The sequence below is a fragment of the Corynebacterium sp. H78 genome, from assembly GCF_037572275.1.
Classification (GTDB): Bacteria; Actinomycetota; Actinomycetes; order Mycobacteriales; family Mycobacteriaceae; genus Corynebacterium.
In genome coordinates, this window is record NZ_JBBHKX010000002.1 from 930,557 (window position 1) to 951,939 (window position 21,383).

21 protein-coding genes are annotated in these 21,383 nt (G+C 55.3%); 19 read left to right on the top strand and 2 right to left on the bottom strand.

What is annotated here, in order from left to right:
• Positions 1 to 3: 3 nt before the first annotated feature.
• The 10 genes from thrS to WG934_RS05400 all read left to right on the top strand — a co-directional run bounded on the left by thrS (position 4) and on the right by WG934_RS05400 (position 9,580).
• On the top strand, positions 4 to 2,085 hold the full coding sequence (thrS, locus tag WG934_RS05355) for a threonine--tRNA ligase (RefSeq protein ID WP_339989003.1): 2,082 nt from the start codon (positions 4 to 6) through the stop codon (positions 2,083 to 2,085).
• A 2-nt stretch (positions 2,086 to 2,087) separates the two neighbouring features.
• On the top strand, positions 2,088 to 2,639 hold the full coding sequence (locus WG934_RS05360; protein WP_339978290.1) for an HIT family protein: 552 nt from the start codon (positions 2,088 to 2,090) through the stop codon (positions 2,637 to 2,639).
• Between the two features lie 55 nt (positions 2,640 to 2,694).
• Positions 2,695 to 3,333 carry a phosphatidylinositol phosphate synthase gene (gene pgsA / locus WG934_RS05365; RefSeq protein ID WP_339989005.1) on the top strand — a complete coding sequence of 213 codons (639 nt, stop codon included), beginning with the start codon at positions 2,695 to 2,697 and terminating at the stop codon, positions 3,331 to 3,333.
• A 2-nt stretch (positions 3,334 to 3,335) separates the two neighbouring features.
• On the top strand, positions 3,336 to 4,277 hold the full coding sequence (locus tag WG934_RS05370) for a phosphatidylinositol mannoside acyltransferase (protein ID WP_339989007.1): 942 nt from the start codon (positions 3,336 to 3,338) through the stop codon (positions 4,275 to 4,277).
• Positions 4,278 to 4,356: 79 nt separating this feature from the next.
• Positions 4,357 to 5,496 carry a glycosyltransferase family 4 protein gene (locus WG934_RS05375; RefSeq protein WP_339989009.1) on the top strand — a complete coding sequence of 380 codons (1,140 nt, stop codon included), beginning with the start codon at positions 4,357 to 4,359 and terminating at the stop codon, positions 5,494 to 5,496.
• A gap of 24 nt (positions 5,497 to 5,520) precedes the next feature.
• A complete protein-coding gene (locus WG934_RS05380) occupies positions 5,521 to 6,021 on the top strand; it encodes an NUDIX hydrolase (protein WP_339978298.1) in 501 nt (166 codons plus the stop codon).
• Between the two features lie 184 nt (positions 6,022 to 6,205).
• Positions 6,206 to 7,105 (top strand): pyridoxal 5'-phosphate synthase lyase subunit PdxS, encoded by a 900-nt coding sequence (gene pdxS, locus WG934_RS05385; RefSeq protein WP_339978300.1) that lies wholly within the window; start codon positions 6,206 to 6,208, stop codon positions 7,103 to 7,105.
• Between the two features lie 138 nt (positions 7,106 to 7,243).
• Positions 7,244 to 8,122, top strand: a complete 879-nt coding sequence (locus tag WG934_RS05390) for an acyl-CoA thioesterase (protein ID WP_339978302.1) — start codon at positions 7,244 to 7,246, stop codon at positions 8,120 to 8,122.
• Positions 8,122 to 8,748, top strand: coding sequence for a pyridoxal 5'-phosphate synthase glutaminase subunit PdxT (gene pdxT / locus WG934_RS05395; protein ID WP_339989011.1), 627 nt, complete (start codon positions 8,122 to 8,124; stop codon positions 8,746 to 8,748). Before WG934_RS05390 ends, pdxT begins: the two co-directional genes overlap by 1 nt.
• Positions 8,749 to 8,824: 76 nt before the next feature.
• Positions 8,825 to 9,580 carry a YebC/PmpR family DNA-binding transcriptional regulator gene (locus tag WG934_RS05400; RefSeq protein ID WP_339989012.1) on the top strand — a complete coding sequence of 252 codons (756 nt, stop codon included), beginning with the start codon at positions 8,825 to 8,827 and terminating at the stop codon, positions 9,578 to 9,580.
• 125 nt (positions 9,581 to 9,705) lie between these two features.
• Here the strand turns inward: WG934_RS05400 and WG934_RS05405 are convergent, their stop codons facing one another.
• Positions 9,706 to 10,170 (bottom strand): DUF3817 domain-containing protein, encoded by a 465-nt coding sequence (locus WG934_RS05405; protein WP_339989014.1) that lies wholly within the window; start codon positions 10,168 to 10,170, stop codon positions 9,706 to 9,708.
• 209 nt (positions 10,171 to 10,379) lie between these two features.
• On the opposite strand from WG934_RS05405, the gene ruvC reads away from it, so the two are divergent.
• The 8 genes from ruvC (at position 10,380) to WG934_RS05445 (ending at position 19,189) form a co-directional block, all read left to right on the top strand.
• Positions 10,380 to 10,937, top strand: coding sequence for a crossover junction endodeoxyribonuclease RuvC (ruvC, locus tag WG934_RS05410; protein ID WP_339978857.1), 558 nt, complete (start codon positions 10,380 to 10,382; stop codon positions 10,935 to 10,937).
• Entirely contained in the window at positions 10,934 to 11,560 is a 627-nt protein-coding gene (gene ruvA / locus WG934_RS05415) for a Holliday junction branch migration protein RuvA (RefSeq protein WP_339989016.1), read from the top strand. The genes ruvC and ruvA overlap by 4 nt, the downstream gene beginning before the upstream one ends.
• A 42-nt stretch (positions 11,561 to 11,602) precedes the next feature.
• Positions 11,603 to 12,676 (top strand): Holliday junction branch migration DNA helicase RuvB, encoded by a 1,074-nt coding sequence (gene ruvB, locus WG934_RS05420; RefSeq protein WP_339978312.1) that lies wholly within the window; start codon positions 11,603 to 11,605, stop codon positions 12,674 to 12,676.
• Between the two features lie 75 nt (positions 12,677 to 12,751).
• The gene (gene yajC, locus WG934_RS05425; RefSeq protein ID WP_339978314.1) at positions 12,752 to 13,096 is read left to right on the top strand and encodes a preprotein translocase subunit YajC; all 345 of its coding nucleotides are present in this window, start codon (positions 12,752 to 12,754) and stop codon (positions 13,094 to 13,096) included.
• A gap of 85 nt (positions 13,097 to 13,181) precedes the next feature.
• On the top strand, positions 13,182 to 15,017 hold the full coding sequence (gene secD / locus WG934_RS05430; protein ID WP_339978316.1) for a protein translocase subunit SecD: 1,836 nt from the start codon (positions 13,182 to 13,184) through the stop codon (positions 15,015 to 15,017).
• 5 nt (positions 15,018 to 15,022) lie between these two features.
• Complete coding sequence (gene secF / locus WG934_RS05435) at positions 15,023 to 16,243, top strand: protein translocase subunit SecF (protein ID WP_339978318.1); 1,221 nt, start codon at positions 15,023 to 15,025, stop codon at positions 16,241 to 16,243.
• A 141-nt stretch (positions 16,244 to 16,384) separates the two neighbouring features.
• Positions 16,385 to 16,921 carry an adenine phosphoribosyltransferase gene (locus WG934_RS05440; protein WP_339978320.1) on the top strand — a complete coding sequence of 179 codons (537 nt, stop codon included), beginning with the start codon at positions 16,385 to 16,387 and terminating at the stop codon, positions 16,919 to 16,921.
• A 6-nt stretch (positions 16,922 to 16,927) separates the two neighbouring features.
• Positions 16,928 to 19,189: a RelA/SpoT family protein gene (locus WG934_RS05445; protein WP_339978322.1), complete on the top strand. Its 2,262-nt coding sequence runs from the start codon at positions 16,928 to 16,930 to the stop codon at positions 19,187 to 19,189.
• A gap of 501 nt (positions 19,190 to 19,690) precedes the next feature.
• Here WG934_RS05445 and WG934_RS05450 read toward each other — a convergent pair.
• Positions 19,691 to 20,566, bottom strand: a complete 876-nt coding sequence (locus WG934_RS05450) for a peptidylprolyl isomerase (RefSeq protein ID WP_339989018.1) — start codon at positions 20,564 to 20,566, stop codon at positions 19,691 to 19,693.
• 100 nt (positions 20,567 to 20,666) lie between these two features.
• On the opposite strand from WG934_RS05450, the gene WG934_RS05455 reads away from it, so the two are divergent.
• Complete coding sequence (locus WG934_RS05455) at positions 20,667 to 21,350, top strand: MBL fold metallo-hydrolase (protein WP_339989020.1); 684 nt, start codon at positions 20,667 to 20,669, stop codon at positions 21,348 to 21,350.
• Positions 21,351 to 21,383: the final 33 nt, after the last annotated feature.

Below are 21,383 nucleotides of genomic sequence, written 5' to 3' on the forward strand. Positions count from 1 at the left end.
GCCGTGTCTGACTCGACCATTGACCTTGCCCCATTTTCTGTTCCTGCAGGAGAGCCTGTTGGTCAGGCCATGCGGGATCTCGGATATCCAAACAAGGGACCTGAAGCCATCGTTTGCGTAAAGGACCCTGAGGGCAACCTCCGAGACCTGTCCTACGTACCTGAAGCAGCAACAACCATGGAGCCAGTGCCTGCAAACACTGAAGAGGGTCGCTCTGTCATCCGCCACTCCACAACACACGTGCTGGCGCAGGCGGTGCAGAAGGAATTCCCAGGAACCAAGCTGGGCATTGGACCTGCCATCGACAACGGTTTCTACTATGACTTCCGAGTTGCAGAGCCGTTTACTCCAGAAGACTTGAAGCGTATCGAAAAGACGATGAAGAAGATCATCAAGTCTGGACAGCGTTTCGAGCGTTTCGCCTTCGAAGGTCCGGAGGATGCGTCTGCACAGCTTGCCGACGAGCCGTACAAGGTCGAGCTGATCGTCGATAAGTCTCGCGGCGATGTCGATGGTGACGATGAAGCAAACGTCGATGTAGGAGGCAATCAGCTCACGGGGTACCGAAACATTAACCCGCGTACCGGTGAGACTGAGTGGTTTGATTTGTGCCGTGGTCCGCACGTACCAACGACCCGCTACATTCCAGCCTTCAAGCTAACGCGTTCTTCTGCTGCGTACTGGCGTGGCGACCAGGCAAACGATGACCTGCAGCGCATCTATGGCACTGCCTGGGAATCCAAGGAAGCCATGGATGAGTACTTGGATCGCATGCTAGAGGCGGAGAAGCGCGATCACCGTCGTTTGGGATCTGAGCTGGATCTGTTCAGCTTCCCAGATGAGATTGGTTCAGGTTTCCCAGTTTTCCATGTCAAGGGTGGCATCATTCGCAATGAGATGGAGCAGCATTCGCGTCGACGCCACATTGAGGCTGGCTACGACTTCGTCAATACGCCACACGTGACGAAGGGCGACTTGTTTGCAAAATCCGGTCACCTGGACTTCTATGCAGACGGTATGTTCCCTCCAATGAAGTTGGATGGGGAAGTAGATGCAGAGGGCAACGTGACGAAGCCTGCGCAGGACTACTACGTCAAGCCAATGAACTGCCCAATGCACAACCTGATCTTCTCGTCGCGTGGCCGTAGTTACCGCGAACTGCCAATCCGCATGTTCGAGTTCGGTACGGTCTATCGCTACGAAAAGTCTGGTGTCATCCACGGTCTGACGCGAGCACGTGGTTTTACTCAGGACGACGCGCACATCTACTGCCGTGAGGACCAGCTGGAAGAAGAGCTCACCTCGGTGCTTGATTTCATTATTTCCTTGCTGCGGGACTACGGACTGGATGACTTCTACTTGGAGCTGTCTACTCGCGACCCGAAGAAGTCAGTGGGTTCGGACGAAATTTGGGAGAAGTCGACCGAGATCCTCCAGCGCGTCGCAGATGCTTCGGGGCTTGATCTGGTTCCAGATCCAGGTGGCGCTGCTTTCTATGGTCCAAAGATTTCTGTTCAGGCTCGCGACGCGATCGGCCGTACGTGGCAGATGTCAACTGTTCAGCTCGACTTCAACCTGCCGGATCGGTTTGATCTCGAATACACGTCACCGGATGGCACCAAGCAGCAGCCAATCATGATTCACCGTGCGCTCTTCGGCTCCATCGAGCGTTTCTTCGGTGTCCTCCTCGAGCACTACGCCGGTGCATTCCCAGCATGGTTGGCTCCAGAGCAGGTCATCGGCATTCCAGTTGCAGACGACTGCATTCCACACCTGGAAGAGTTCACCAAGGCTCTGAAGGCACAGGGTATTCGCGCGGCAGTCGATGTTTCTGACGACCGCATGCAAAAGAAGATCCGCAACCACACCCAGATGAAGGTTCCATTCATGATTCTGGCGGGTGCTCGCGATGTTGAAGCCGGTGCAGTGAGTTTCCGCTTTCTTGACGGCTCTCAGATCAATGGTGTCCCGGTTGCTGAAGCAGCCCAGCTCATTGGTGCCTGGATCACTGAGCGTCGCAACGAGCAGCCGAATAACGACACCGTTGGTGCATTGCGCGCCGGTGCTGACGTAGCAGGGGAGTAACTGTGACAGACGAGTCGTCGGGAAGCGATTACGTGGATTCAGGTGTGGGTACTCCAGATCGCCTGCAAAGGCTCTGGGCACCATACCGCATGAACTACATCGCCGATAAGGGTGTCCACGACACGTCGAAGCGCCACAATCCATTTGTGGAACTGCCGGAGCGTGACGACGAAGACGCCCTCATCGTGGCACGCGGAGAATTGGTGTACTGCGTGCTTAATCTCTTCCCGTACAACTCGGGTCACATGATGGTGGTGCCGTATCGCCAGGTCGCAAACCTGGAAGACCTGTCGGATGCCGAGATGGCGGAGCTGATGTCGTTCGGTCAGGAGGCGATTCGGACGCTGAAGCGTGTCTCTAACCCGCACGCTGTCAATGTTGGGTTTAATCTAGGACGGGCGTCCGGAGGTTCCGTCGGTGATCATCTGCATATGCATGTGGTGCCGCGGTGGTCCGGAGATTCGAACTTTATGACGATCATTGATGGCACCAAGGTTTTGCCACAGCTGCTGCGGGACACCCGGGCGCTGTTAGCAAAGTCGTGGGGCGGGTAGTTTTCGTCGTGCTATCGACGATGTTTAGGGCTGAAAGCGAAGGAGCGTAACCAGGATGCTCAGCGTACGCGGGCGCAAGCCGATTCGGCCTATCGTCGAACCTCTTGCGAGGGGCTTGAACAATCTTGGGGTCAGCCCAAATGCTGTCACCATCATCGGTACAGTGGCAGCGATTGCAATTATCGTCGTTCTGATTCCTACCGGCCATCTACTGGCCGCAGCGATTCTGACTGGCCTGTTTACCGCGTTGGATCTGCTTGACGGCACGATGGCGCGGTTGCGTGGTGGTGGCACGAAATTCGGTGCCACCCTTGATGCTAGCTGCGATCGGCTTACCGACGGCGCTCTGTTTGGCGCCATCGCGTGGTGGTTAATTTACTCCCATGATGCTCCGGGGCCATTGATCGTCGCAACGATTGTGACGTTGGTGTGTTCGCAAGTGATCTCTTATGTCAAGGCACGTGCTGAAGCGTCAGACCTCAAAGTCGATGGTGGCTTAATCGAGCGTGCGGAGCGCTTGATCATCTCCTTGGTTGGTCTTGGTTTGGAAGGCATAGGCATTCCGTATGCCATTGACATCGCACTATGGCTGCTGGCTGTTGGATCTGTGTTCACCGTGATTCAGCGGCTGTTGATGGTGGCGCGCCAGCCAGGTGCCACTGATCCCATTACTGCACCCGCAGGAGCTGAGTAGCTATGTCAATACTCGACAGCATTAAATCAACGGTGACGGCCTACGGCTACATCGCGGGATGGAAGGTTGTTGCTCGCCTTCCAGAGGGCATGGTCCATGCGATTGCACGCAAGGTGGCAGATAAAGCGACAACTGACAAAGAAGGTCGCGTGGGTGCTGGCCCTGTTCAGCTACGTAAGAACCTGGCCCGCGTGTTGAGGTGTCAACCAGAAGACGTTCCAGATTCTCTGGTTCGAGAATCGATGCGACGATACCTTCGCTATTGGGTTGAGGCATTTCGACTGCCCCGGGTAGCCGGACCATATATGGCCGAACGAGCCACGGCGCATGGGATCGGACTCGATCAGGTTTATGCTGCACACGCTTCCGGTAAAGGACTAGTCCTTGTTTTGCCACATATGGGCAATTGGGACATGGCTGGTATGTGGCTCGCCGAAGAAGTCGCGCAGTTCACGACAGTCGCCGAACGTTTGAAGCCAGAGTCTCTTTACGATGCATTCGTAGAGTTCCGCGAAAGCCTGGGTTTCCGCATTCTTCCGCACATCGGCGGTCAGCCTCCTTTCGATGAATTGAAGCGAGTACTGACTGATGGTGGCATTGTCTGTCTTCTTGGTGACCGTGATATGAGCGCACGCGGTGTCGAAGTCGACTTCTTCGGAGAGAAGACAACGATGCCAGCGGGCCCAGCTTTACTCGCTCGAGAAACCGGAGCAACACTTCACGCAGTGGGGTTGTGGTTCACACCGCCCTCGGCTATCGACACGTATGGCGGTTGGGGCATGAAGATCGGGGAGCAGATCCCGACGCAGGGACGTGAGCTTCCGGCCATCGTCCAAGACATCGCAACCTGCATGGAGGAAGATATCGCGGCTCATCCAGCTGACTGGCATATGCTCCAGCCATTGTGGATGGCAGATCGGAAGCGTCGTCGTAAAGATCGTTAACGACGGTCGTGCTGAGCCGTACCGTAGAGTCGCTGGTACGAAGCCCCACCTTGTGCAGTTAGAAAGGAATCGTCTGGCCATGCGAATTGGAATGGTGTGTCCGTACTCGTTTGATGTACCGGGTGGAGTTCAGGCACATGCAGTCGATTTGTGTAGCGAGTTCATTCGTCGAGGGCACGACGTTAGTCTGATCGGGCCGGCAGGCGATTCCGCTGATGTCCCTGAATTCGTTGTTCGGGGTGGAGCGGCGATTCCCATTCCGTATAACGGCTCTGTCGCGCGATTGTCCTTCGGGCCGATCACCCAGCGCAAAGTTCGAAAATGGATTGAGCGCAATGACTTCGATGTGCTCCATATACACGAGCCCAATTCGCCCAGTTATTCAATGTTGTCTCTACGTGCGGCAGTGGGACCAATCGTTGCGACGTATCACTCGGCAGCAACCGAGTCACTGATCTTGAAGCTCGCTGTGCCATTTCTCCGGCCATTGCTCGAGCGCATTCGCGGTGGCATAGCAGTGTCTGAAGTCGCTCGACGCTGGCAAGTGCAGCAACTCGGTGGCGATCCGGTGCTGATTCCCAATGGTGTCCGAGTGAAAGACTACGAGGATGCCCCAGAGCCTGAGGAAGTTCCTGAAGTTGGCCTTCCTGCAGACGGTACGAAGCGGCTGGTTTTTCTCGGGCGTTTCGACGAACCCCGAAAAGGCCTTCCCGTGTTGCTCGATGCACTGTCCGCAGTGCGTCGTAAGTTCCCGGATCTAGAAGTCATGGTTATCGGTGATGGCGACAAGTCTCAGGCTGTTCGCCGCGCGGGTGAAAATGCAGATGTGTTGAATTTCGTTGGTCGTTTGTCTGAAGAAGCAAAGGCTGCTGCGTTGAAGTCCGCGCACGCCTACATTGCGCCACAACTTGGTGGAGAGAGCTTCGGCATCGTCTTGGTGGAAGCGATGGCTGCTGGCGCTCCAGTGATTTCTAGCGATATTGATGCATTCCAACTCGTTCTGAACCATGGAGAGTACGGGTTGCACTTCCGCAATGGAGACTCTGCAGATTTGTCCCGTCAGATTTTGCGCATGCTTAGTGACGACGCCTTGGCAGCAGACTTCATTGACAAGGGCCACGTTCGTGCCTGGGAGTACGACTGGTCCAGCATCGCTGACCAAGTGTTGACCGTGTACGACACTGTTCGTATGGACGGCGAGCGAGTCGTGTTGGCCTAAGCATTTACCGCTAAGGTATCCAGCATGGTTTCAGTTCCGGTGTGGGCAGTAGTCCTCTGTATCCTTCTCGTTGTTCTTGCTTTTGTGGGCTTGATTGCATCCGCGACAGCAACGCGACTGAACCGGATGCATATCCGTACTGACCTCGCTCGTAGCGCTCTGGAAGCTGCTCTTGGCCGTCGCGCTGCAATTGCCCGCGCAACATACCCGGAGCTCGCCGAGATGACGACGAAGGCTGAAGCACTGCGACTGACTGCAGACGATCCCTTTGCGCGCGTTGATGCTGAAAATCAGCTCACTGCTCAATTGACCCAGCTCGTCGAGAAGCAGTGCCCGGAACCAGCGCTTGCTATCGAACTCCACGATGCGTACACGCGCGTTGAGCTTGCCCGTCGCTTCTACAATGATGCGGTCACTGATACTCGAGCTTTGCGACGACAGCCGTTTGTCAAATACCTCCGTCTGGCCGGTACCGCGCCAGTTCCTGAGTACGTCGATATGTTTGTCGCCTCGCAGAGCGATTAGCAGTCGTGCTTCGCGTATTTGCTCACCACTAGGCGCGTGAACAGCGCCACATATCGGCAGGTATAGTGACTGAAATAGGTTAGGGATGGGGCCGTGGTTTGTCGCGGTTGTCCGTCGTCAACCGCGTTGAAATCTAGCCTTGCCAAACACAGTGAATGTATTGACGAAAACAGGGAGTTCGTAGTTGAGCAACGAAGCTAACATCAAGCAGGGCACGGCTCGCGTAAAGCGCGGTTTTGCGGAGATGATGAAGGGTGGCGTCATCATGGACGTCGTCACCCCGGAACAGGCGAAAATCGCTGAGGATGCCGGTGCAACCGCAGTGATGGCGCTGGAACGCGTCCCAGCGGATATCCGTGCAGAGGGTGGCGTTTCTCGAATGTCTGACCCGGACATGATCGAGGGCATTATCAACGCAGTTTCCATCCCGGTGATGGCAAAGGCTCGGATCGGACACTTTGTAGAAGCTCAGGTTCTCCAGTCTCTTGGTGTTGACTTCATCGATGAGTCCGAGGTGTTGACTCCAGCGGACTACGCAAACCACATCGACAAGTTTGATTTCACAGTTCCATTTGTCTGTGGTGCGACCAACCTGGGCGAGGCACTTCGTCGTATCAACGAGGGCGCTGCCATGATTCGTTCGAAGGGCGAGGCAGGTACGGGCGACATTTCTAATGCAGTGACCCACATGCGTACCATTCGCGCGGAGATCAACCGTCTGAAGTCGATGGCTCCAGACGAGCTGTATGTTGCTGCAAAGGAACTGCAGGCTCCATACGAACTCGTCCGCGAAGTAGCCGAAACTGGCAAGCTGCCAGTCGTCCTGTTCACTGCGGGTGGCATTGCAACTCCAGCTGACGCTGCAATGATGATGCAGCTCGGTGCTGAAGGCGTATTCGTTGGCTCCGGTATCTTCAAGTCTGGAAACCCTGCCGAGCGTGCAAAGGCAATTGTGCAGGCAACCCAGCATTACGATGATCCGAAGGTTATCGCGGATGTTTCCCGTGGCCTCGGTGAGGCAATGGTCGGAATCAATGTTGACGAGATTCCGCAACCACACCGGTTGGCTGAGCGTGGCTGGTAAGCCAGCGCTAGGCAAATCCCACTAATATTGGAAGTATGTCCGCGCGGGCACTGCGAGTGAGCACTGCACGCGGGACTACTTCCTTTTGCATTTCTGGTTCTTTTTAACTGATTCTTTTCTAGGGGCAGGCAGCAGTTTATGGCGGATATTCGCAAGATACTTGATCTGGAACGTATCGATCTCGACATTTTTCGAGGCCCTATTATTGAGTCGATCCTGCAGCGTACGTTCGGCGGACAGGTAGCTGCACAGTCCTTGGTCGCCGCGACGAAGACGGTGGAGCCGAAATACTCCGTGAACTCGTTGCACGCTTATTTCGTGGGCCCCGGCCGTCCGCACATGCCAACCACGTTCCTGGTTGACCGCATCAAAGATGGTCGCACGCTGTGTCACCGGCACGTTCGTGCAGTCCAAGATGGTCGTACCATTTTTATGATGCAAGTGAGCTTCTTCCGTCGTGGCAACGAGGGCATCGAACACACAGATCGCATGCGTGAAGTTCCGCACCCAGACGACGTCGTCATGGATACCTCCGAAATGTCGCACACGCGAAAGCTGCTGTTAAAAGAGTGGCAGGATTGGGACATCCGCGTCATTCCTGAAGACCAGTACCCGCACAATCCTTACACAGCATCGCACCAGGTCGTGTGGCTCAAGTCGAAGAAGAAGCTGCCTGACGACGAGACTTTCCACATGTGCACCCTCGCTTACATGTCCGACATGACGCTGTTGTCATCGGCGTTAGTGCCGCATAAGGGCGTAGAGGTGCAGGAAGCCAGCCTTGACCATGCCATCTGGTTCTTGCGTCCATTCCGCGCTGATGAATGGCTACTGTACGACCAGATTTCGCCTTCTGCAGACAGCGGACGGGCATTGACACATGGACGCATCTTCAACCAACAGGGCGATCTCGTCGCAGTGGTCACACAGGAGGGATTGACACGGAAGCTCGAGCCGGGAGTTCAGCCAGTGCCGTGTTTGCCTAAGTTTGAACGGCAAAGTGAGAATTTCGACTAGTGGCTGTTCCGACAATTGGCGTTTTAGCGCTACAAGGCGGAGTAGAAGAGCACCGGCATATCCTCAATCTTCTCGGAGTCGAGTCCCGAAAGGTACGGCTACCGCGCGACCTCGACGGTATTGATGGCCTGATCTTGCCTGGTGGCGAGTCCACGACCATGAGCAAGTTGATGGTCTTCAATGAGCTCGAGGAGCCCTTGCGGGCTGCACTCCACAACGGGCTGCCGGCATTTGGGACGTGTGCTGGCATGATTCTGTTGGCTTCGTCAATATTGGATACTCGCGACGACGCTGTGGCACTGGGGGCGTTGGATATTGTCGTGCGCCGAAACGCATTTGGTCGTCAGGTTGATTCTTTTGAATCGGACCTAAACTTCGCTGGTATCCGAACCACCAGCGAGAATTCGCGACCACTACATGCGGCGTTCATTCGTGCGCCGTGGGTGGAAAGCATCGGCGACGTCGTCGAAGTGCTGTCGACGGTGTCGGTGCCGGGCGTAGATCGTCGCGAAGCAATAGTCGGAGTGCGACAAGGCAATGTGATGGCGACGAGTTTCCATCCAGAGTCGACGGTAGAAACGCGCGTTCATGAGTATTTTTTGCGTGAGTGCGTGCGCGTGGCATAGGGCCTGGCTCCCGACAGGGCTATAGTGGTTCAGCGAAAGTTCTTATTTTGTTCAACAAGGAGTTGGGAACCACCAGATGGCTGGCCATTCAAAGTGGGCTACTACCAAGCACAAGAAAGCGGCTAACGACGCTAAGCGTGGTAAAGAGTTCGCAAAGCTGATCAAGAACATTGAAGTTGCTGCACGTACCGGCGGCGGCGACCCTTCCGCGAACCCGACGCTGGAAGACATGATCCGCAAGGCCAAGAAGGCATCGGTTCCAAACGATAACATCGAGCGCGCTCGGAAGCGTGGCTCCGGTGAAGAAGCTGGTGGCGCTGACTGGGAGACCATCACGTACGAAGGCTACGCACCTGGTGGTGTCGCAGTCATCGTTGAGTGCTTGACGGATAACCGTAACCGCGCAGCGTCAGATGTACGTTCTGCCTTCAACAAGCAGAACGGCAACATGGCCGATAACGGCGCGGTGTCGTACATGTTCGAACGCAAGGGCATCATCATGGTGCCAAAGGGCGAGCTGACTGAAGACGATCTGCTGATGGCAGTTCTCGATGCCGGCGCTGAAGAAGTCAATGATTTCGGCGACCACTTCGAGGTTGTCGCCGGCTTCACCGACATGATGGTCGTGCGTAGCGCGCTTGTCGACGCCGGCATCGAATACGATTCCGCAGAACAGGACTACCGCGCAGAGAACGTCATCGCACTTGATGCTGAAGGTGCCCGCAAGTTCATGCGCTTGGTTGATGCCCTAGAAGACTCTGACGATGTGCAGAACGTCTACTCGAATGCTGATATCAGTGACGAAGTCATGGCGGAACTCGACAACGACTAGTGTGTCAGTGACGTGAGCCGACGCCGTGCGTGTTGCCGGTGTAGCTCCGTATACGCGAAAAGTCCGTAGTACCTTGCCCAAAATAGGGAAGGCGTTACGGACTTTATTGTTGAACCGTGTTGTCGCTAGGCAAACCACTGCGTCGGTGGACCAGCAAGAAGAAGCAGCACAAACACAATCATGACTACAGCAGCAATGATTGCGGCTGAAAAGCCAGGGCGACGAACAATCGTCGCGAGGATCGTTTCGAAGATGCCGCGAGGCTTTTCGTTGAGGTCGGTGAAGCGCCATGGGCCGTCGAGGAGCCCAGCTTTTTCAGTGGCACGCTCGAACGGAACGGTCATGAACGGGATGATTGACGAAGCCAGGCCGAGGATGCCACGCGCGACCGACCAACGCTGATTGATCCATACGATAATCGTCACAGCGGCGTAGGAAAGAAAGACAAAGCCGTGAATACCGCCGAAGATGGTCGATGCCAGTTCGGTAGTTTTTGTTACGTACTTCAACACAAGACCGAACAACAGCAGGGCCCACGTCACCATTTCTGCAATAGCTAGGCGACGGTACAAGCTCTTGGGTGAGTTCATAACCATTAACGTACTGTGCCAGCTCGCCCGATGCTAACTGCGCTACTCTGTATTCGATAGTATTATCGAACGCACACATGTTCGGGTAATTCTGGCGTGGGATTCACACTGAGATCGACAACACAAGATCAACCGATCGACAGGATCCCGGTCGCAGACAACAAAGGAGACAACTCCGAGTGGCAACTACGCCCCAGTACATTCGCGTCATGGGTATTGACCCAGGCCTCACGCGGTGTGGCTTGTCAGTCGCGGACGGCGGACAAGGCCGTGGGGTCGTGCCCATTGCAGTGGGTGTCGCACGCACTCCTTCGGATGCTTCCCTGGAGGATCGCTTGCTTCGGTTGTCCAACGCCGCCGAGGAGTGGATGGATCGGTATGAGCCCGATGTTGTGGCGATGGAGCGTTTGTTCGAGCGCGGCAATGTGTCCACTGTCATGCATACGGCACACGCGGTGGGGGTTCTCGTGCTAGCCGCAGCTCGTCGCGGAATCCCGGTGTACATGTACACACCGTCCGAGGTGAAGAAGGCACTTACCGGCAACGGGCGGGCAGATAAGAAGCAAATGACCGCGATGGTCACTCGTATCCTTGGGTTGTCGGCACCTCCAAAACCAGCGGATGCGGCCGATGCACTGGCAATCGCTATTTGTCATTGCTGGCGTGCGCCACTGCTACGTCGTCAGCGGGAGGCTCAATCTGCTGTCACTAACAGGCTGCAAGAGTTACACAACCAACACAACAGGCAGAAGGAAGAAAAGAAATGATCGCATCGTTGCGGGGCACGGTTTCAGACATGGGCGCTGGCTTCGTTGTCATCGAGTGTGCTGGTGTTGGTCACCTGCTACAAGTGACGCCGAAAACTCAGGCTCAACTCACCCGCGGTGAAGAAGGGTTCGTGCTGACGACGCTCATTGTCCGTGAAGATGCAATGACGCTGTATGGCTTTACCAACGCCCCTGAGCGCGAGATGTTTGACCTGTTGCAAACCGTATCGGGGTTGGGTCCTCGTATTGCCATGGCGGTCTTGACCGTGCTTTCTCCGAGTGAGATTGCGCACGCAGTGATGCACGGCGACGCGAAGCGATTGCAGGCTGCCAACGGTGTGGGCAAGCGCATGGCCGAAAGAATGTTGGTTGAATTAAAGGGCAAGGTTGATGTGTACGTCGATGCGTCGGCAAGCAGTGCCGACGCAAACGCAGAAGGTCAAACTCCACGTGGTGCGGGCGTAGCATTGGCAGCTGATATTCCGCAGGTAGTAGCCGCGCTGGTGGGTCTTGGCTTCAAGGAAGACGAAGCGCAGGTCACGGTGGAGGCGGTTGTTGGAGACGATGCAACGATGGACACGTCGGCGGCGTTGCGGGCATCACTCAAAGTGTTGGGTCGTTAAGGGTAGCCAAGTAGAACCAGGGAAGAAGTAGGAACGTAGAACATGAGTGATGTCGAGCGCACAGAGTTCAATGTGCCGTCTCCCCGTGACATGTCCGTGGACTTTCAGCGCGACGTCGATGCACAGGCGCATATTGACGATGTAGATGCAGACTCTGGTCTGCGTCCGAAATCACTGGACGAGTTCATCGGCCAACCCAAGGTTCGGGAACAGCTGAGCCTGGTACTGGCGGGTGCCAAAGGACGTGGTGTAGCGCCCGACCACATTTTGATGTCCGGACCGCCAGGTTTGGGAAAGACGACAATGGCGATGATCATTGCCCAAGAAATGGGCTCATCGCTACGGATGACATCCGGGCCAGCATTGATTCGCGCAGGTGACTTGGCAGCTATGTTGTCGAACCTCCTCGAAGGCGATGTCCTGTTTATCGACGAAATTCACCGCATCGCCCGGCCCGTCGAAGAGATGTTGTACATGGCTATGGAGGATTTCCGTATCGACGTGATCGTCGGCAAGGGGCCGGGTGCAACGTCTATTCCACTGGAGATTCCGCCCTTCACTCTGGTTGGGGCGACAACTCGCTCTGGCATGCTCACAGGTCCGTTGCGCGACCGTTTTGGTTTCACAGCTCAGATGGAGTTCTACGATACGAATGACCTGACGCGAGTCGTTACCCGTGCAGCAGGAATCCTGGGCGTTGACATCACTGCGGAAGCGGCCGAAGAAATCGCATCTCGATCGCGTGGTACGCCACGTATCGCGAACCGACTACTGCGTCGTGTTCGTGACTTCGCTGATGTGCATGCCAACGGTGTCATCGACCTGGGTGCGGCGCGAGCGGCGCTCCTTGTCTTCGATGTCGACGAACTGGGGCTTGACCGGCTAGATAGGGCAGTGCTCACTGCATTGGTCAAGGGTCATGGCGGTGGCCCCGTTGGAGTTAATTCGCTGGCATTGGCTGTCGGTGAAGAATCGTCGACCGTCGAAGAGGTCTGCGAGCCCTATCTTGTGCGAGCAGGCATGATTGCACGCACTTCACGTGGTCGGGTAGCAACAGGCGCAGCGTGGCATCATCTCGGCTTGACACCACCTGAAGGGGCACTCGGCCAGTACTAGTGGGGTCAACGGGGGAGACCGCCACGCCGGGTCAATTGGGTCACGATTAGGCATACCCCGATAGACTCGTGCCTCATGGAACCATTCATGCTTCTCGTACTAATTGCCATCTTGTTGGCAGTACCGCTCTGGCAGACCTTCCGACAGAACAAGCAGCTCCGTGAGATCCGTCAAATGCAGGAACAGCTCGTTCCTGGCATGGAAGTTGTTACTGGCTCCGGCATGCACGGCATCGTCGTCGATACGACCGACGAGACGGTCGATCTCGCTGTAGCGGACGGCGTCGTAACGCGTTGGCAGCGTGGCGCCGTCGCTCGCAATCTCACTGTTGAGCAGCACAAGGCTGCCAAAGAAGAGAAGTTTGCTGACGACGCAGCTCAGCTGAACAACGAGAACTCGGACACAACCAAGAAGGACTAATTCGTCCTTTCTTATTCCCACTAAACGTCAAATTTTCTACAGGAGCATTTCCTTGGCTAGCTCAAATCGCGTCAAGGGGCGCCGAATGAACGCATCGTGGCCGAAATGGCTGCTCGCGCTGTTCGTGCTCATTCTGGCAATAACCTACTCACTGGTTTTCTTCACAGGAAACCGCGAAGCAACTCCGAAACTCGGCATTGACCTGCAGGGTGGTACGCGAGTGACGCTGGTGCCGCAGGGCGAGCAGCCGACTGCAGATCAGCTTAATCAGGCACGAACCATTCTGGAGAACCGTGTCAACGGCATGGGCGTCACAGGCGCTCAGGTGGTCGCCGATGGCGACACCTTGGTCATCACAGTGCCAGGCGAAGATTCGCAGGAAGCCCGTGCGCTCGGTCAAACCTCGCAGTTGTTCTTCCGTCCAGTGTTGGAAAACCCTGGTACACCTGACCAGAACAAGCTAGAGGGCATCTTCACTGACATGGCATCACAGTGGGTAGAAGTTGGCCTGCTGACTCCAGAGGAAGCTAACAAGCGAGTTGGCGACTTCTATAGTGAAGTGAAGAAGGGCAGCCAGGCTGCCATCGATCAGTTCAAGCAGCAGAACCCAGGACAACCAGTACCTGCTGAGTTGAACGTCAATGTCGGTGAAGCGCCGAAGATCGACGCTAAGGCTCCTGAAACTCCTTCCAACTCGCTCGAAGCCGCGGACCTGCGCACAAAGGTCCGAGACGTACTGCTTGAGTCACGCCAGACGGAAGACCCAACCGAGCAGGTCGCAGCTGCGGCGTTGATGCAGTGTGGTCAGAATGATGGCACTGATGCGCTGCAGGGTGCTGATGATCCCGCCAAGCCGCTGGTGACATGTAGCCCAGACGGTCAGGGTGCCATCATTCTGGCACCTGCACCAGAGCTCGTCGGGCAAGAAGGAAAGCCAGATGCTGAGCGCTTGTCTGGTAACCAGATTGATACCGATGCGCCAATCAACGGTGGCTTTGATCAGCAGTCGGGCGAGGTACAAGTTTCCTTCAGTTTCAAGTCCAATAAGGGCGAAGCTGGTGGGCGTACCTGGACCAAGCTGACCGAGGAAAACCTGCAGAAGCAGGTTGCCATTGTCCTTGACTCTCAGGTGATTTCTGCACCAGTCATTCAGGAAGCAACTGGTGTAGGCCAGGCGACTCGTATTACTGGTGACTTCACCATTGACGAAGCACAGACGCTTGCGAATAACCTTCGCTATGGTGCTCTACCACTGAGCTTCGCGGGTGAAGATGGCGAACCAGGTGGCACCGCAACGACGATTCCAGCAACGCTTGGTTCCGCGTCGCTGCAGGCTGGTCTGATTGCAGGCCTGGTGGGTATTTTGCTCATCATCGTTTACGCCGTTGCTCTATACCGTGGTCTTGGCGCTATCTCGATTATTTCTCTGGCTGCAGCAGGTGCCATGATCTACGGACTCCTCGTATTGCTGGGGCGCTGGATCGGCTACTCGCTGGATCTGGCGGGTATCGCAGGCATCATCATTTCGATTGGTACGACCGCTGACTCATTCATTGTGTTCTTCGAACGCATCAAGGACGAGATCCGCAACGGCAGGACATTCCGATCCGCAGTGCCACATGCTTGGCGTAATGCTCGTCGTACGATTCTCGCTGGTAACTTCGTGTCCGTTATCGCCGCTGTGGTTTTGTACATTCTGGCTGTGGGCGATGTCCGTGGCTTCGCGTTCACACTTGGCTTGTCGACGGCGTTCGACATCATCACCGCCTTCCTGGTCACCGCCCCATTGGTGATCCTTGCAACCAGGAAGTTCCCTGGTTTGGCTAAGCCATCGATGAATGGCTTTGGTGGAATCATGAAGATTGCCGAGCAGAATCATCAGCGTCGTTTCGCTGCCGCCTCGACCAAAGAGGAGAAGTAAAGACTATGTCTGATCACACTTCTACCAAGTCCCACGAGTCGACTATCGACGCATCACTCGATGCGGATGCCAAGGGCGGTTTCTTGAACCGGCTGCACACTGGTGCTGGCGGTTTCGACATTGTCGGGCGTAGTCGTCGTTGGTATGCCATCACCGCGATGGTGTTGGTGGTGGCTATTGGCGCGATGCTTATTCGCGGCTTCACCCTTGGTATCGATTTTGAGGGTGGCACGCGAATGACAATGCCACCAGAAACTGCAAATGAACAGCAGGTCGAGCAGGTATTCAAGGAAGCAACCGGCGTTTCTCCGCAGCTTGTGCAGATCATTGGTGCTGGCGACGCCCGAGTTCTTGAAATCACGTCTGAGCGTCTAGGCGAAGACAAGATCAACGATGCTCGCGCCGCTCTCTTTGACAAGTTCCAGCCAAAGGATGCAACTGGCAATCCATCGCCCGATGCGATCGGTGACTCCACGGTGTCTGAGTCCTGGGGTGGTGCGATCACCAACCGCATGTTGCTGGCGATGGCAGTATTCCTTGGCCTCGTTTTTGCGTACATCGCCATTCGTTTCGAGCGTGACATGGCTATCTCCGCCATTGCTGCTTTGCTTATCGACGGCATCGTCATCGCAGGCATCTACGCTCTCATCGGTTTCGAGGTGAGCCCGGCAACTGTGATTGGTTTGTTGACCGTGCTATCGTTTTCTCTCTATGACACCGTCGTGGTGTTTGACAAGGTCATGGAGAACACCGCTGGATTCAAACAGTCAACGCGGCGCACCTACGGAGAGCTGGTCAACCTTGCGGTAAACCAGACGCTTATGCGCTCTATTAACACCACGGTGTCGACCGCACTGCCAATTCTTGCGCTCATGGTCATCGCTGTGGGCATGTTGGGCGTCGGTACCCTGAAGGACCTCGCATTGGTCCAGCTGATTGGCATTATTCAGGGTACGTTCTCATCAATCTTCCTTGCATCACCCTTCTTGGTTTCGCTGAAGAATCGCCAGAAGTCCTTCCGGGATCATGATGCCAAGGTCGCCGAGGCACGCGCTGGTGGCGCAGACCATCAGGGTATCGAGGCAATGGCAGATCTGGATGAAACTCCAGCCACCAAGGCTCCAGCTGAGTCTGCTGCTTCACGACGACGCGTCGTCACGCCAGAACTGAGCCCAGGTGACGATGATCGCCCGAGCGGTTCGCTGTCGTGGCGCCCTGGTCGGTAGGTTTTCACGTCAGAAGCACGTAGCCACCGGGGGACACCGTCCATCTGAGTAATAACTTAATTCCAACTGTGAGACAATGACGGGTATCGTGATTTGATACCCGTCATTGCTGGTTTTTGCCCTCTGAAAGTGAGGATTTTCGTGTCATACGCGAATGCGAAGGAAGCCCTAGAGGACCTGATCCGTTTGGTTCCTGACTTTCCTCAGGAGGGCGTGCTTTTCGAAGACCTGACCCCGGTTTTGGCGGACCCTGAGGGATTCCGCCTTATCGTCGATGAGGTGGCTGCGGCGTGCGAGGAGTACGGTGCGGAGCTTATCGGAGGCCTTGACGCACGCGGATTCCTGATCGGTTCAGCGGTGGCGTACAAAATGGGCCTTGGAGTGTTAGCTATTCGCAAGAAGGGCAAATTGCCTCCGCCTGTTCATACCGAAGAGTACGGACTGGAGTATGGCAAGGCCGCACTGGAAATCCCTTCGGATGGTGTTGAGCTGAAGGGAAAGCGCGTCGTTTTGGTGGATGATGTGCTTGCAACTGGCGGAACTATGGGCGCAGCCCGCAAGCTTCTGGAAAAGTGTGGGGCAGAAGTTTCCGGCTTCTGTTGTGTCCTTGAAGTGGCTGGTCTTGGTGGACGTGAGCGTCTGTCTGATCTGCCAGTGTTTGTGGTTAAAAAGGGGTAGAAACGCATGGCAGACCTCTCTCCGCGCCGATATGGTGCTCGTTTGGCGCGCAGTTTGACTGGTGGCCGGACCAAGGTGAGTCCAGTATTGGACCCACTCGTCGCTGTACACAAAGAGGTTCATCCGCGTGCTGACCTGTCACAGTTGCAAAAGGCGTACGACACCGCGGAGCGGCTGCATGAGGGAGTTCGTCGTAAGTCTGGCGAGCCGTACATCACCCATCCACTCGCTGTTGCAACGATCGCCGCAGAGATCGGTATGGATACCACGACTCTGGTCGCGGCTTTGTTGCACGATACGGTCGAAGACACCGACTATTCGCTTGATGATCTAACTCAAGACTTTGGTCCAGAAGTGGCTCGGCTTGTCGACGGCGTCACGAAGCTCGACAAGGTCGCGTTAGGTTCCGCTGCCGAGGCAGAAACTGTTCGCAAGATGGTTGTTGCTATGAGCCAAGACCCTCGGGTGTTGGTGATCAAGGTATGCGACCGTTTGCACAATATGCGGACAATGCGTTTCTTGCCCCCGGAGAAGCAGGCCAAGAAGGCTCGGGAGACCCTGGAAGTCATCGCTCCACTTGCGCACCGACTGGGTATGGCAAGTATCAAGTGGGAACTTGAGGACTTAGCGTTCGCCATTCTTTATCCGAAGAAGTACGAAGAGATTGTGCGTCTCGTTGCCGATCGTGCTCCGCAGCGTGATCAGTATCTGCGAGAAGTGTCGAAAAGCCTCACCGCAGGTTTAAAGACCAGCCATATTCAGGCTCAGGTGATGGGTCGACCGAAGCACTATTGGTCGATTTATCAGAAGATGATCGTTCGAGGTCATCAATTCGACGAGATTTTTGATCTGGTGGGCATTCGCATATTGGTGGACTCCACCAAGGATTGCTATGCGGCGATGGGTGCTGTGCATTCGTTGTTCCAGCCGATGCCTGGGCGTTTCAAGGACTACATTTCGGCACCACGATTTGGTGTCTATCAGTCGTTGCACACTACGGTAATTGGACCTGGTGGCAAACCTCTTGAAGTGCAAATTCGTACGCAAGAAATGCACTTCAACGCCGAGTACGGCATCGCGGCGCACTGGCGCTATAAGGAAAGCAAAGGCTCCCACAAGGGAGATAAAGCTGAAGTCGATCAGATGGCGTGGATGCGCCAATTGTTGGATTGGCAGCGAGAAGCAGCGGACCCAAACGAGTTCCTGGACTCACTTCGCTATGACCTGGCCTCTAACGAGATCTTCGTCTTTACGCCAAAGGGCGATGTGATTACGCTTCCGGCAGACTCAACACCGGTTGACTTCGCATATGCAGTCCACACTGAAGTTGGACACCTCTGTATTGGCGCCAAGGTCAATGGCAAGTTGGTCGCGCTCGAGTCTTCGTTGAAGACCGGCGATCGCGTCGAAGTGTTCACGTCAAAGGACGTTGATTCGGGCCCATCGAGAGACTGGCTAGAATTCGTTCAGTCTCCGCGAGCGAAGGCCAAGATTCGGCAATGGTTTGCGAAGGAGCGTCGTGAAGAGGCTCTGGAAGCCGGCCGGGATGCTCTGGCTGCGGAGGTCCAGCGTGGTGGCTTGCCAATGCACCGCTTGTTCACTCCGCAATCAATGAAGCAGATTGCCTCTGAGCTGAATCTGATTGATGTCGACGCTCTGTACACGGCTATCGGTGACGGTACTATTACGGCACGCCACGTCACTAACAGGCTCATGGCGCGGTTCTCAGGCCAAGACGATGCTGTCGATCAGTTGGCAAAGCGTACTCCGCTGTCGAAGCTCCAAGAGCCCCGTAAACGTTCACGTGCTGATGGGGCAGGAGTCTTGGTGGAAGGGTCGGCAGACATGATGGCCAAGTTGGCCAAGTGTTGTACGCCGGTGCCTGGAGACGAGATCTTTGGTTTCGTGACACGCGGTGGTGGCGTCAGCGTACACCGTATTGACTGCACAAATGCAGCAAAGCTCAAAGAAGAGCCAGAACGGATTATCCATGTCTCATGGGCAGATCGTGCCAGTGGCGCAGTCTTCACTGTCACCGTACAGATAGAAGCTCTAGATCGTCATGGGTTGCTGTCAGAGATCACGCGCGTCATTTCGGATCAGAAGGTGCCGATTACCGCGACTTCTTCGCATACAGCTGACGACCGCGTCGCAGTCATGCGATTTACGTTCGAGGTGTCTGATATTAAGCAGCTTGGTTACATCATCACGGTGTTACGTGGCATCGAAGGCGTGTACGACGTGTTCCGGGTCACTAGTGGCGGCTAATTGTTACCCCCTTTAGCTAAACGTGGGGTTAAAACTAGCTGACCTCGAACCGGCCCGCGGAAGTACTGCTAGTAGCCAAAAGTCCGGCCAAGACCCCGGTTCCTGGGGGTTTGGCAAACGATTGGCTTCACATTCGATACAAGGCCTAAAGAGTGTAACGATTTCACGTTCGACTGCTTTATAGGAAACAGTCGTTAAGTGTTGAGCAGCTACATATAGTGGCAGTTGGAAGGCAACGTTTCGTCAGTGCAGTCCTATTGCGCTGATGGATTCGGGGTCGTCCACACGGTATTTTCCGTCGCGTTTCTGCCCGACCTCACTGTGGTGTTGTGTCGGCTTGAATTGGGGGATTCGAGACACCAGCAGAAGCAGCCACACAGTAGCGACGGTAGTACCAACCACGGGGGATGAGGTAGGAATAGTCCTTGACAGAAAGAAAACCGCAACTAAGCCCCGGCTGAGGCCCAATTGCGGTGTGTGATGCTACTCGAGGTGATCGAGTTACTTGGCTTCTGCCTTCTCGATGCGAACTTCCTTGAATGGCTTACCGTCGGTCATTCCTTCGGTACCTTCAATGCCGTTGCCGGCAATCTTCTCAGCGACATTTGTACCTTCAGAGGACATTGAGCCGAGAACGACATACTGCGGAGGCAAGTTGGAGTCAGCCCAGTTCAAGAAGAACTGGCTACCATTCGCATCTGGATCACCTGGGTTTGCCATTGCAATGGAACCCTTCTGGTAGATCATCGGCGTCTGCATATCCAGGTTTGCATCCTTGATTGGCCATTCGCCTGCATACTTGAAACCTGGTCCGCCGGAACCAGTGCCCGTTGGGTCGCCGCACTGCAAGACGTTCAACATGCCACCAGTTGCTCGGTGGCAAATGGAGTCGTCGTAAAAGTTGGACTTGGCCAAGTGCTCAATTGCGTTAACTGCACAAGGGGAGAGCGCACGATCCAATTCCATTGGAATATCGCCCTGGTTGGTCTTCAGGGTTACCGTTACCTTGCCCTTAGCAGGAACATTTTCCGTCTTTGGCTTGTCGACGGGTTTCGCTGCTTCGCCGTCATCGTCGTAGGTGCAGGTGACCGTTTCAGGCAATGCCTGCTCGCGCTTCATTGGGATGAGTTCGCCGTCAACCGGCATCGCCATGAGCTCAACGGCCTTAGGCTCGTTGTTTTTTGTCTCGGTTGCTGTGGTGTCGGCTTCATCACCTTGCTTCGTTAGTAGCCAGATGCCACCGACGATGACGACGAGAATAGCTAGCGTCGCAACGACAACACCCAACGGCTTTGTCTTCTCTGCGCGGTCGCGGCGTGCCAAAGCACGATCGAGTTCTTTCATCGAATCGTGGCGCCGCTGTTTGTTGTCGGTCACAGATGCCTCTTTTCAAAGTACGTATATCGCTTAACGTCACAATACTGTTGTTAACAGTTGTTCTGTGAATAGGCACGGGGTAAGTCGGTACGATTCAGGCATGGAGATTCTTGGATTCGCGGCTGGACCGCTTCAAACAAATTGTTACGTGGCAACTGGTTTTCATTCCGATGCTGCTATCGAAGGTGAGTCCACGCCCTGCGTGATTATCGATCCGGGAATGGGCGCATTCGAGCAGCTGAAGGCCGAATGTGAAAAGCGCGGTTGGGTGCCCGAGGCAGTGTTGCTCACTCACGGCCATATTGACCACACCCGCGATGCTGACTCCGTCGCCAAGCACTGGGATATTCCGGTGTATATCAATTCGGCAGACCGACATATGATTGCAAATCCACTGGTTGGGGCAGGTCGCAACTTGGGCGCGATGTTCCGTGCCAGCGAGATGGAGGTCCCAGAGGATATTCGAGATCTCGAAGGTGACGATGAACTGAAGTTTGCTGGTCTTGCTTTTCAGATCTTGCATGCCCCAGGGCATTCTGCAGGTTGTCTGATGCTTCGCACGTCAGACGGCGCAGATGAGGTTGTTTTCAGTGGCGATGTCCTCTTTGCCGGATCCATTGGGCGCACCGATCTTCCAGGTGCCAACCACGAGGACATGATGACGTCCCTCCGTGAGAAGGTCCTCCCATTAGACGACGACCTGATGATCCTTCCCGGACACGGCCCAACGTCGACTATCGGCCAAGAGCGGGCAACAAATCCGTATCTGGCGCAGGTCAAGTAACTTCGTCTCAGTAACGAACGGTAAAGTATCGGA